This window comes from Paenirhodobacter ferrireducens (assembly GCF_004022265.1).
Classification (GTDB): Bacteria; Pseudomonadota; Alphaproteobacteria; order Rhodobacterales; family Rhodobacteraceae; genus Rhodobacter; species Rhodobacter ferrireducens.
Genome location: NZ_SAVB01000021.1, coordinates 93,341 through 105,144, shown reverse-complemented (window position 1 = coordinate 105,144; position 11,804 = coordinate 93,341). Strand labels below are relative to the sequence as shown.

At 67.8% G+C, this 11,804-nt stretch carries 12 protein-coding genes, 1 tRNA gene and 1 riboswitch; of the genes, 4 read left to right on the top strand and 9 right to left on the bottom strand.

The features are described 5' to 3' along the window. Positions 1–121 precede the first annotated feature (121 nt). From EOW65_RS20140 to trxC, 4 genes are all read right to left on the bottom strand, one after another. Positions 122–457: a nucleotidyltransferase family protein gene (locus EOW65_RS20140; RefSeq protein WP_206364078.1), complete on the bottom strand. Its 336-nt coding sequence runs from the start codon at positions 455–457 to the stop codon at positions 122–124. Between the two features lie 121 nt (positions 458–578). After that, entirely contained in the window at positions 579–1,136 is a 558-nt protein-coding gene (locus tag EOW65_RS15085; protein WP_128150801.1) for a metallophosphoesterase, read from the bottom strand. A 243-nt stretch (positions 1,137–1,379) separates the two neighbouring features. Beyond that, a tRNA-Ala gene (locus tag EOW65_RS15080) sits at positions 1,380–1,455 on the bottom strand. Positions 1,456–1,574: 119 nt separating this feature from the next. Then, on the bottom strand, positions 1,575–2,018 hold the full coding sequence (trxC, locus tag EOW65_RS15075) for a thioredoxin TrxC (RefSeq protein ID WP_128150799.1): 444 nt from the start codon (positions 2,016–2,018) through the stop codon (positions 1,575–1,577). 69 nt (positions 2,019–2,087) lie between these two features. On the opposite strand from trxC, the gene EOW65_RS15070 reads away from it, so the two are divergent. Next, on the top strand, positions 2,088–2,270 hold the full coding sequence (locus EOW65_RS15070) for a hypothetical protein (protein WP_128150797.1): 183 nt from the start codon (positions 2,088–2,090) through the stop codon (positions 2,268–2,270). A 164-nt stretch (positions 2,271–2,434) separates the two neighbouring features. On the opposite strand, the gene gcvP is transcribed toward EOW65_RS15070, so the two are convergent. The 4 genes from gcvP to gltX form a co-directional block, all read right to left on the bottom strand. After that, positions 2,435–5,260: an aminomethyl-transferring glycine dehydrogenase gene (gcvP, locus tag EOW65_RS15065; RefSeq protein ID WP_128150795.1), complete on the bottom strand. Its 2,826-nt coding sequence runs from the start codon at positions 5,258–5,260 to the stop codon at positions 2,435–2,437. A gap of 4 nt (positions 5,261–5,264) precedes the next feature. Further along, positions 5,265–5,621: a glycine cleavage system protein GcvH gene (gene gcvH / locus EOW65_RS15060; RefSeq protein WP_128150809.1), complete on the bottom strand. Its 357-nt coding sequence runs from the start codon at positions 5,619–5,621 to the stop codon at positions 5,265–5,267. An 18-nt stretch (positions 5,622–5,639) separates the two neighbouring features. After that, entirely contained in the window at positions 5,640–6,749 is a 1,110-nt protein-coding gene (gene gcvT, locus EOW65_RS15055) for a glycine cleavage system aminomethyltransferase GcvT (RefSeq protein ID WP_128150793.1), read from the bottom strand. A 153-nt stretch (positions 6,750–6,902) separates the two neighbouring features. Next, a riboswitch (glycine riboswitch) is annotated at positions 6,903–6,992 on the bottom strand. Between the two features lie 197 nt (positions 6,993–7,189). After that, on the bottom strand, positions 7,190–8,518 hold the full coding sequence (gene gltX / locus EOW65_RS15050) for a glutamate--tRNA ligase (RefSeq protein ID WP_128150791.1): 1,329 nt from the start codon (positions 8,516–8,518) through the stop codon (positions 7,190–7,192). 86 nt (positions 8,519–8,604) lie between these two features. Here gltX and EOW65_RS15045 point away from each other — a divergent pair, with 86 nt between their 5' ends. The 3 genes from EOW65_RS15045 to EOW65_RS15035 all read left to right on the top strand — a co-directional run bounded on the left by EOW65_RS15045 (position 8,605) and on the right by EOW65_RS15035 (position 11,038). Then, positions 8,605–9,012: a metallopeptidase family protein gene (locus EOW65_RS15045; RefSeq protein ID WP_128150790.1), complete on the top strand. Its 408-nt coding sequence runs from the start codon at positions 8,605–8,607 to the stop codon at positions 9,010–9,012. Between the two features lie 63 nt (positions 9,013–9,075). Next, positions 9,076–9,996 carry an MBL fold metallo-hydrolase gene (locus tag EOW65_RS15040; protein WP_128150788.1) on the top strand — a complete coding sequence of 307 codons (921 nt, stop codon included), beginning with the start codon at positions 9,076–9,078 and terminating at the stop codon, positions 9,994–9,996. Between the two features lie 94 nt (positions 9,997–10,090). Then, entirely contained in the window at positions 10,091–11,038 is a 948-nt protein-coding gene (locus EOW65_RS15035) for a 1-phosphofructokinase family hexose kinase (RefSeq protein ID WP_128150786.1), read from the top strand. Between the two features lie 109 nt (positions 11,039–11,147). Here the strand turns inward: EOW65_RS15035 and EOW65_RS15030 are convergent, their stop codons facing one another. Next, on the bottom strand, positions 11,148–11,696 hold the full coding sequence (locus tag EOW65_RS15030; protein ID WP_128150784.1) for a cupin domain-containing protein: 549 nt from the start codon (positions 11,694–11,696) through the stop codon (positions 11,148–11,150). Positions 11,697–11,804: the final 108 nt, after the last annotated feature.

Below are 11,804 nucleotides of genomic sequence, written 5' to 3'. Positions count from 1 at the left end.
CGCTCGGACCAATGGCGCGACATGGCTCATTCATGAACCGCTGCTCGGCCCTGGGACGGGCCGAGATCGAGGCCGTGACATGAGACAGACGGGATAAGGCCCAGATCGGCCCGTCGTCCGATTAGCGAAACAAGGTCTCCTGTAGGCCCCCTAGATCGAAGAGAGTGGTTTCGGGCGTAGGATCCACCAAAATGTCGAGATCGCTATCTTCCTTGTCTTCTTGACGAAGCACAGAGCCGTAGACGCGAGGATTCAATGCGTGATGTTGCGCGACGAGTTGCCGGATCACATGGCGGCCGTGCATGAGAGCTTGTGAAGGTTTCTTCCGGCACATTTCACGTCCTTCAAGTCCTTTGCGCATTCCCAGAAATCCGCCGCCCGCTCTCAGTAACATTGACTGCCAAATCTGACCAAGAATGACCGGCGGTTGCGCGTTCCCCATATAGCCACCATTCATCCACCGCACAGCGCCGCACTTGGCCCGAGCGGCTGCTTCCAGGAAGAGGCGTCAAAAGGCGACCGGCGGCTCACGGGCCGAATACGTCACCTGCGCCCATTCCGGAAATCGCCGCGATCTCTCACGCCCTCGGTTCCACGTCCTTCCAGTGCTTGTGCTTCGGCAATGCCTTTGCGCGCCGGGCAGCCTCTGCAATCGTGACAGGCGCATGATTCCAGACATCGACGCCGACATTGAGACTGTTGGCGCTGCCTTGCCAGTTCCCATGAACATGCCCGAACAGGTGCAGCGCGCCTTTCCTCGCGCCGTTCCACGTCATCATCGGGTAGTGGCACAGCGTGACTGGCAGATCCGCTGCGGGATCTTCGGCCTCAGCAAGCAGGGACACGCTGTCCCACGGCAGCGCCTGCGTCAGCGGGCCGTCGTGATTGCCGACGATCAGGTGCCGCCGCGCGCCCGGAAGCTGACCGAAGAGCGCGAGCAGCCAGTCGGGATCCTTGACCTTCGGGCCGAAGGCGAAATCGCCGATGATCCAGAGGTCATCCTCCGGCCCAACCTTCTGCCAGAGGGCCTCGATCAGCGCGGCGTCCATATGCGCGGTGTCGCGAAACGGGCGCCGGGCGTTGGGGATGATGCTCTCATGCCCGAAATGGAGGTCGGCGGTGTACCAGAAGGTCATGGGGATTGGTCTCAGAGGGAAGCCGAACCAGTCTAGCCGCACATCGAGTGCGAGCAAACACGATCCGGATGCCGTCACGTCCAACGTGAGAGGGTATCGCTGCGGGAAAGGAGGAAATTCACCGAAGAGCAGGAAACGTCGTGGACAGGATGGTTTCCGTGCGCCAACAAACATGTTGACAGCCGATCGGTACGCTTATGCTTCAGATCGGCACTGTTATGGGTAAATTACACAGGAACGGCTTGGTGGAGCTGAGGGGGATCGAACCCCTGACCTCATCATTGCGAACGATGCGCTCTCCCAACTGAGCTACAGCCCCTCGCCGTGGGGGGCTTTTCGCCCTTTGGCGGGGGAATGTCAAGCGCCCCAAAACACGGGAATGAAAGATTTTTCATTCTTCGGTTTCGAGGAGTTTTGCTCCCCCGCCGCCCCCCCCTTTCAGGCCGTGACGCCAAGCTTGCCACGCACGAAGGCGGCAAGATCGGCGGCCGGCCGGGCGCCTGCCGCGCGCGCCACCTCGCGCCCGCCACGAAACAGCACGAAGGCCGGAATCCCCTGGATCCGATAGCGTTGCGCCACTGTCGGATTCGACTCGGTGTTGATCTTGGCGAGCCGCACCTGCGGCGTCAGCATCCCCGCCGCCGCCTGGAACTGCGGCGCCATCTGCCGGCAAGGCCCGCACCAAGGCGCCCAGAAGTCGACGAGAAGCGGCAGGTCGTCCTTTTCCGCCTTCATCAGGGTCTCGGTCTCGATCTCGGTCACCTTGCCCGAGATCAGCGGCGCGCCGCAGACGCCGCATTTCGGTCCCGCGAGCAGCCGGTCGGCGGGAACCCGGTTCGCCTGCCCGCATTCGAGACAGGTCACGCGCATCGATTCGGCCATGTTGAGCCTCCGTTGCATTCGATTTGCCGAATATATTGGAAGCGACTCGCGACAATGCAAGGAGACAGGATGACCCCGTTCCGGAACCTGACGGCCGAGCGGCAGGAGGCGCTGCGCGCGGCCTATGCCGAGGAAATGGCGCGGCAGGGCGGCACCTGCGAAATGGCCGAGAAGATCGCCCGTTTCGCCGCATGGCTGGCCCCGCAGGGGGTGAGCTTCGGGCCCGAAGACCTGCCGCAGCGCCAGCGGTGAGGCCGCAAGGGGGCGCTGGCCCCTCTTGGCTACGCCAATTCACCCCCGGGATATTTTGGGGCAATTGGAAGCGGAAAGGGGAAGGTGCCCCTCCCCTTTCCACCCGGCATTTCCTTGGCCGAAATACTCCGGGGGTCCGGGGGCAGCGCCCCCGGCCCGTTGTCTTACATCCAGTCCTCGACCGGCGGGCAGGTGCACACCAGATGCCGGTCGCCATAGACGTTGTCGACCCGGCCGACGGGCGGCCAGTACTTGTCCTCGCGGAAGGCGCCGGGCGGGAAGCAGCCCTGTTCGCGGCTGTAGGGCCGATCCCAGTCGGCCACCAGATCCTCGACCGTGTGCGGCGCACGGCGCAGCGGGCTGTCCTCGGCGCCGATGCGGCCCAGGGCGACATCGTCGATCTCGGCCCGGATCGCCTCCATTGCGGTGATGAAGCGGTCAAGCTCGGCCTTCGTCTCCGATTCCGTCGGTTCGACCATCAGCGTGCCGGCGACCGGCCAGCTCATCGTCGGCGCGTGGAAGCCGTTGTCGACCAGCCGCTTCGCGATGTCATCGACCGTCACCCCCACCTCGGCGAAGCCGCGGGTGTCGAGGATGCACTCATGCGCCACCCGCCCCCGGTTGCCCATGAAGAGGATCGGATAGAGCGGCTTCAGCCGCGCCGCGATGTAATTCGCGTTCAGGATCGCGACCCGCGTCGCCTGGGTCAGGCCCGCGCCGCCCATCATCAGGCAATAGGCCCAGCTGATCAGCAGGATCGAGGCCGAACCATAGGGCGCGGCACTCACCGGCCCCTCGACGCCGCCGAGCTCGGGGTGGCCCGGCAGATGCGGCGCGAGATGCGCCTTCACCCCGATCGGGCCCATGCCCGGGCCGCCGCCGCCATGCGGGATGGCGAAGGTCTTGTGCAGGTTCAGGTGACTGACATCGCCGCCGATCTCGCCCGGCTTCACCAGGCCCACAAGCGCGTTCATGTTCGCGCCGTCGATATAGACCTGGCCACCGTGCTCATGGGTGATCTCGCACACCCGCTTCACCGTCTCCTCGAAGACGCCATGGGTCGAGGGATAGGTGATCATGCAGGCCGCGAGATCGCCCCCCGCCTCGGCCGCCTTCGCCGCGAAATCCTCGAGGTCGATGTCGCCGTTCGGCGCGGCCTTGACCACAACGACCTGCATCCCCGCCATATGCGCCGAAGCCGGGTTGGTGCCATGCGCCGAGACCGGGATCAGGCACACGCGCCGGTGCCCCTCGCCCCGCGCGCGATGGTATGCGGCAATCGTCATCAGCCCGGCATATTCGCCCTGCGCGCCGGAGTTCGGCTGCATCGAGAAGGCGTCATAGCCGGTGATCTCGCACAGTTTCTGCTCGAGATCGGCGATCACCTCGGCATAGCCCTCGGCCTGGTTCGCCGGCGCGAAGGGATGGAGCGAGGAGAACTCGGGCCAGGAGATCGGCATCATCTCGGCCGCGGCGTTGAGCTTCATCGTGCACGAGCCGAGCGGGATCATCGCGCGGTCAAGCGCGAGGTCGCGGTCCGAAAGCCGGCGCATGTAGCGCATCATCTCGCTTTCCGCCCGGTTCATGTGAAAGACCGGGTGGGTGAGATAGGCGCTGTCGCGCAGCATCGTCTCGGGGAAGCCGAGGCCCACGGTCTCGGGCGCCGGATCGGTGATGCCGAAGGCGTCGAGAAGCCGGGCGATGACGCCGGCATCGGTCAGCTCGTCGACCGAGATCCCGACCCGGTCGCGCCCGACGCGGCGCAGGTTCAGCCCGCGGTGGCGGGCGGCCGCCATGATCCCCTGCTGGCCGACGCCGACCTTCACGGTGATCGTGTCGAAGAAGGCCTCGGGGGCGACCTCGGCGCCGGCGGCCACCAGCGCATCGCGCAGCCGCACCGCGTTCAGATGCACCTGCTCGGCGATCGCGCGCAGCCCGACGGGCCCGTGGAAGACGGCGTAGAAGCTCGCCATCACGGCGAGCAGCGCCTGCGCGGTGCAGACGTTCGAGGTCGCCTTCTCGCGGCGGATGTGCTGTTCGCGGGTCTGCAGGCTGAGCCGATAGGCCTTGTTGCCACGGCTGTCGATCGAGACACCGACGATGCGCCCGGGCATCGACCGCTTCAGCTCGTCGCGCGTCGCCATGAAGGCCGCATGCGGGCCGCCATAGCCCATCGGCACGCCGAAGCGCTGCGCCGAACCCACCGCAATGTCGGCCCCCATCGCGCCCGGTTCCTTCAGCAGGCACAGCGCCAGAAGGTCGGTCGCAACCACCGCCAATGCCTTGGCGGCGTGGAGTTTTTCGATCAGATCGGTGAAATCGCGGACATGGCCATAGGTGCCCGGATACTGGAAGATCGCGCCGAAGACCTGGTCGGGGACCAGCGTCTCGGGCTCGCCCTTGATGATCTCGATGCCGAGCGGCAGCGCCCGGGTCTCGATCACGCCGATCGTCTGCGGATGCAGGTTCACATCGACGAAGAAGGCGCGCGCCTTCGATTTCGCCGCGCGCTCAGCCATGGTCATCGCCTCGGCCGCCGCCGTCGCCTCGTCAAGAAGCGAGGCGTTCGCCACCGGCAGGCCGGTGAGGTCCGCCACCATCGTCTGATAGTTCAGCAGCGCCTCGAGCCGGCCCTGCGCGATCTCGGGCTGATAGGGGGTATAGGCGGTGTACCAGGCCGGGTTTTCCAGGATGTTGCGCTGGATCGCCGGCGGCGTGACCGTGCCGTAATAGCCCTGCCCGATCAGCGAGGTCATCACCCGGTTCTTCGCCGCCACCCCGCGCAGCTTCTCGAGCAGCGCGTGTTCGGTCATCGGCGCCCAGCCGAGCGGCCGCGTCTGGCGGATCGCGGCGGGCACCGTCTCGTCGATCAGCGCCTCGAGCGAGGGCACGCCCACCGCCTTCAGCATCTCGGCCATCTCGGCCGGGCTTGGCCCGATATGGCGGCGGTTGGCGAAATCGTAGGTATCGTAGGAAGTGGGCGTGAACATGGGATTAACCGATGAAATCCTTATAATCCTCTTCCGACATGAAGGCATCGAGCTGCTCCATGTCCTCGACCTTCATCTTGAAGAACCACGCGCCAAGCGGGTCCTCGTTGACCAGGGCGGGGTTGTCGGAAAGCGCCTCGTTCACCTCGACGATCTCGCCATCGACCGGGGCGAGGATGTCCGAGGCCGCCTTGACCGATTCGATCACGCAGATCTCGTCGCCCTTGGCGACCTTGGTCCCGGGCTCGGGCAGTTCGACGAAGACCACGTCGCCCAGCTGTTCCGAGGCATGTTCGGTGATGCCGACAACCACGAGGTCGCCCTCGACGCGCAGCCATTCGTGCTCTTCGGTGAATTTGATCGTCATCTCGGGGGCTCCTCAGCGTTTGTAGGAATGGGGATGGAAGGGCATCGGGGCGATGCGGACGGGGTGACGCTTGCCGCGCACCTCGCCATAGACGAGCGTGCCCTCGGTCAGCGTGGCCGGCAGATAGGCCATCGCCATCGGCGCGTTGATCGAGGGGCCGAAACCACCCGAGGTGACGCGGCCAAGCGCCGCGCCGCCGCTCTCCTCGGCGAAGATCTCGGTGCCCTCGCGCATCGGCGCGCGGCCCTCGGGGCGCAGGCCGACGCGGCGGCGGGCGGGCCCCTGCGCCAGCTCGGCAAGGATCCGCTCGGCGCCCGGGAAGCCACCCGCACGGGCGCCCTCCGCGCGGCGCGCCTTCTGGATCGCCCAGGCAAGCCCCGCCTCGACGGGCGAGGTGGTGGTGTCGATGTCATGGCCATAAAGGCACAGCCCGGCCTCGAGCCGCAGGCTGTCGCGCGCACCCAGACCGATCGGCGCGACCTCGGCCATCGCCAGCAGGGCGCGGGCGAACCCCTCGGCGCGCCCCTCGGGCAGCGAGATTTCGAACCCGTCCTCGCCGGTATAGCCCGAGCGCGAGATCCAGAGCTCCGCGCCCTCCCAGACGAGCGTCGCGACCTCCATGAAGCGCATCGCAGCCACACCCGGCACCAGCCGCGCCAGCGCCGTTTCCGCCGCCGGCCCCTGCAGCGCCAGAAGCGCGCGGTCGGCGATCACCTCGACGCCCGGCACATGGGCGCGCAGATGCGCGCTGTCGGCCTCGGCACAGGCGGCGTTCACCACGAGAAACAGATGATCGCCCCGGTTCGCCACCATCAGGTCATCGAGAATGCCACCCGCGGCATCGGTGAACATCGCATAGCGCTGCCGGTTCAGGCCGAGCCCCGCGACATCGACCGGCACCAGCGCCTCGAGCGCGGCGACCGCGCCCGCGGGCAGGATCACCTGCCCCATGTGGCTGACGTCGAACAGCCCCGCCGCGGCGCGGGTGTGCAGATGCTCCTTCAGCACCCCCATCGGATATTGCACCGGCATCTCCCAGCCGGCAAAGGGCACCATCTTCGCCCCAAGCTCCAGATGCAGATCGAAAAGCGGCGTCCGCTTCAGGCCGGTTTCACTGGCCATGTCACACTCTCTTTCAGCCGGAAAAGCCCCGGCACCGAATCCCATGGCCTTTCGGCCCGCTCGATGCCCCCTCTGTCCCAACCCGTTGCCGGGCGCCTGAGATCGTTATCCCTTCGGCGGGCTCCCGTGTCCGGGCGCCTCTCTCCAGAGTCGTCGATCAGGTCGGTCCTTTTGCCTGAGAGTTTACCGGGGCGGTTGCTCCTTCGGCACCGGCGCGTGGCCGGCTTCTCCCGTTCCTGACGTCTCTCCCGATAGCCGAAGCCCCCCGTATCTGGCAAGCAAGAAAACGGATGCGACGCTTTGCAGAAAAAAGCGACATTCCTGTCAGGAAAAATGCCATGAAAAAAAGGGCGCCGACCGCGCCCCTTTCATCTTGGCAAAAATACCTCGGGGGTCCGAGGGGGCAGCGCCCCCTGCCCCGGCAGGGGCCCGGCGCGGCCTCAGCCCTTCGCCCGCACCCGGTGCAGCAGCGGCAGAAGATCGGCCATCTCGGGCCCGTGCGCCTGCCCCGTCAGCGCCTTGCGCAGCGGCATGAAGAGGCCCCGCCCCTTGCGCCCGGTCGCGGCCTTCACCTGCGCCGTCCACTCCCCCCAGGTCTCGGGGCCGAAAGGCGGCTCGGGCAGAAGCGCCAGCGCCGTCGCGACGAACTCGGCATCCTCCGGCTCGATCACCGGCTCGGCGCCGTTCAGGCACAGATCCGCCCAATGGCCGAGATCGTCGAGCCGGTCGATGTTGTGCGAGGCGACCCGCCAGAAGGCCTCGGCCTGCGCGGCGGGAATGCCGAGCCCCGCGATTCGCTCGGCCACCGCGGCGAAGGGCAGATGCTGATTGCGCGCGCGGGTCAGCGGAATCAGCTCGGCCGCGTCGAATTTCGTCGGCGCCGCGCCGAACTGGCTCAGTTCGAACCCTTCGGCCAGTTCGTCAAGCGACATCTTCAGCTCGACCGGCTGGCTCGAGCCAAGCCGCGCCATCATCGACAGCAGCGCCTCGGGCGCGATGCCCTGCGCGCGCAGGTCGCGGATCGACAGCGCGCCGAGGCGCTTCGACAGCTCCTCGCCCTGCGGCCCGGTCAGCAGCGAGTGATGCGCGAAGGCGGGCGGCTCGGCCCCGAGCGCACGGATGATCTGGATCTGCGTCGCGGTATTCGTCACATGGTCGGCGCCGCGCACGATATGGGTCACCCCCATGTCGGCATCGTCGACCGGCGAGGCGAAGGTATAAAGCACCTGCCCCGAGGTCTTCACCAGCACCGGGTCCGAGACCGAGGCCGCGTCGATCGAGATCGCGCCGAGGATGCCGTCCTCCCATTCGATCCGCTCCTGATCGAGGGCAAAGCGCCAGTAGCCCTCGCGCCCCTCGGCGCGCAGCGCCGCCTTCTCGGCCTCGCCCAGTCTCAGCGCGGCGCGATCATAGACCGGCGGGCGGCCCATGTTGAGCTGCTTCTTGCGCTTGAGGTCCAGCTCGGTCGGGGTCTCGAAACACTCGTAAAGCCGGCCCGCGGCGCGCAGATGATCGGCCACCTCGGCATAGCGGTCGAGCCGGCGCGACTGCGCCTCCTCGCGGTCCCACTCGATGCCGAGCCACTCGAGATCCGCCTTCAGCGCGTCGATGTATTCCTGTTTCGAGCGTTCCTGATCGGTGTCGTCGATGCGCAGAATGAAGGTGCCGCCGGCCTTGCGGGCGAGCAGATAGTTCATCAGCGCGGTGCGCAGGTTGCCGACATGGATGTAGCCGGTCGGCGACGGGGCGAAACGGGTCACGATGGTCATCTGGGGGCCTCCTGTGGGCCCCTGCTCTTTCACACCCGGCCGTTCTTGTCCATATCGGGGGCTGGACCGGCACGGTGGAGGACAGGATGACGGCACGCTGGAAGGATTGCGAGGCCCCCTCGCTCGACGACATCGCGGCGATGGCGGAAGCCGCGCGCGCCGCCCTGCCCGAGGCCTTCCGCGGCCCGGCCGCGGCGGTCGTGCTGCGGATCGAGGATTTCGCCGCGGACGATCTGCTCGACGAGCTGGAGATCGAGGACGCCTTCGAACTCACCGGGCTTTATGACGGCATCCCGATGACGCAGAAATCGGTGATGGATCCGGGCGGGCCCGACGTGATCTGGCTGTTTCGCCGCGCGATCCTCGACGAATGGGCGGCGCGTGGCGATGTGGCGCTCGATGCGCTGGTGGCCCATGTCTTCGTGCACGAGCTCGCGCATCACTTCGGCTGGTCGGATGGCGATATCGCCGCGATCGACCGCTGGTGGGAATGAGCGCGGCTTGCCGGGGCAGGAGGCGACCCTAGCTTGAGCCGAAACCCGCCCGGAGGACCGAGAATGAAGCACCCGACCCGCCGAGCCGCCCTTGCCGGCGCCGCCGCCCTGCCCCTCGCCTCGGCCCTGCCGCAACCGGCCGCGGCAACCGAGACGCCCCCCGCCCCGCCCGCGATCGCCCCCTGGCGGCGGCTGCGGCTCGGCGCGTTCACCGTGACCCCGCTGCTTGCCGGGCAGCGGCCGCTCGAGGCGCCGCATGGCACCTTCGGGCTGAACGTGTCGGACGAGGCCTTTGCCGCGGCAAGCGACGCCGCCTTCCTGCCCACCGACCGCGCCCTCAATTCCTTCACCCCGGTGCTGGTCGAGACTGGCAGCGAGACCGTGCTCTTCGACACCGGACTTGCCCCCGAAGGAGTGCTCGCCGCGCTTGCCGCCGCCGGCCACGCCCCCGAGGACGTCACCCTCGTCGTGCTCACCCACATGCACGCCGACCACATCGGCGGGCTGAGTGCCGGGGGTGTTGCGACCTTCCCGCAGGCGCGCTGCGTCACCGGCCGGATCGAATGGGACCACTGGTCCGCCGCCGGCAACGAGACCTTCGAGACCCGGGTGCGCCCGCTCGCCGACCGCTTCACCTTCCTTGACGACGGCGACACGGTGGTGCCCGGCATCACCGCGGCGCTCGCCCCGGGCCACACGCCGGGGCACATGGTCTTCCGCCTCGAAAGTGCCGAGCGCGCGCTGATGCTGACCGCCGACACTGCGAACCATTATGTCTGGTCGGTCGGCCACCCGGACTGGGAGGTGCGCTTCGACAGCGACCGCGCCCAGGCGATCGCCACGCGCAAGCGCGTGCTGGGCGCAATCGCGGCCGAACGCATCCCCTTCATCGGCTACCACATGCCCTTCCCCGCAGCCGGTTTCCTCGAGGCCACGGAGGGCGGTTTCCGTTTCATCCCCGTGAGCTATCAGCTCGACCTCTGACAGGTGCCGCACTGCGGCGATAGCGCTTGGAACAGGGCAGCGGACCTGCCATGATCGCGGCACTTGCCGCGCGCGAAACACCCGGGGAGATTGCATGCCCGCGATCCTGACCATCACGCTCAACCCGACGGTCGACATTGCGATCACCGCCGATCACGTGGCGCCCGAGCGCAAGCTGCGCTGTTCGCGCCCCGATACCGACCCGGGCGGCGGCGGCATCAACGTCAGCCGCGCGATCTCGGCGCTTGGCGGACATTCGACTGCCTTCGTCGCGCTTGGCGGGCCGACCGGCGACAAGGTGATGCACCTGCTGGCCGAGCAGGGGATCGGGCTGTCGCCCTTCCCCGCGCCCGGCGAGACGCGGCAGAGCCTGACCGTCACCGACGCCTCGACAGGAGAGCAATACCGCTTCGTCATGCCGGGGCCGGAATGGTCGAAACGCGACGTGACCAAGGTGCTCGACCGGATCGGCCGGGCCGCGCCCGAGGGCGGCATCGTGGTGCTCTCGGGCAGCCAGCCGCCGGGCGTGCCCGAGGATTTCCCGGCAAGGCTCGCCACCCGGATCGCCCGCACTCAGGCGCGCTTCTTCCTCGACACCTCGGGCAAGGCGCTGCATGCGCTGCTGAGCTCGGGCGCGAAACCCGCCGACGTGCTGCGCATGGACGATCTCGAGGCCGAGGAACTTGCCGGCCATCCATTGCCCAGCCGCACCGACAGCGCCGATTTCGCCGAAAGCCTGGTGAACCGCGGCATCGCCCATGCGGTGATCGTGGCGCGCGGCGCGGATGGCAATGTGCTGGCCACCGCCGCGGGCCGCTGGGTGGCGCAGGCCTTCCCCGACGAGGTGATCTCGAAGGTCGGCGCCGGTGACAGCTTCGTCGCGGCCTTCTCCCTCGCCCGCACCCGCGGCCTGCCGCAGCCCGAGGCGCTGCGCTGGGGCGCGGCGGCGGCGGCGGCGGCGGTGATGACCGAGGCCACCGACCTGTGCGAGCTGCACACGGTGAAGCGGCTGCTGCGCTCGACCACGCTCACCGAGATCTGAGCGCGCGCGGCCGGGAGGGGGAAAGGGGGCGCCGCCCCCTCGGCCCTTCAGGCCTCACCCCCGAGGTATTTCGGGCAAGGCGAACACCGGGACCATGGTCACGCCCGGCTCAGAAGCTCGGCGGCGTGCAGGCGCTGACCACGGTGCAGGGCTCGCGCCCCGGGTTGCGGAAGCGGTGCGGCAGCGGGCTGGCAAAGGCATAGGCATCGCCCGGGCCGAGGATCTTGCGTTCGCCGTCGACCGTCACCTCGAGCCGGCCGGTCAGGATGATGCCGATCTCCTCGCCCTGGTGGCTGAGCGCCACCTTGCCGGTGTCGGCGCCGGGCTGGTAGGTCTCGTGCAGCATCTGCAACAGCCGCCCCGCCCCCGCCTCGCCGATCTGGCGGTAGGAGATCTTGCCCTTGCCGATCTCGACCAGCTCCTCGGCCGCGAAGAAGAAGCGCCGCTCGGTCTCCGGGGTGAAGGCGAAGAATTCCGCAAGCCCGATCGGCAGCCCGTCGAGGATGCGCTTGAGCGCCCCGACCGAGGGGTTGGCGCGACCGGATTCGATCAGCGAGATCGTCGAATTCGGCACGCCCACCCGGCGCGCCAGCTCGCGCTGCGAGACCCCGCGCGCTGCGCGCAAGGCGCGCAACCTGCCGCCGACGTCCACATCCATTGCCCCGCCCCGTTCCGCTTGTTCGACATTCGCAAAACATCAACGAACGAACACGCAAAATCAAGGACTTGGATGCAGCGGAAAAAGGATTGTTGCAGGCGACGGAAC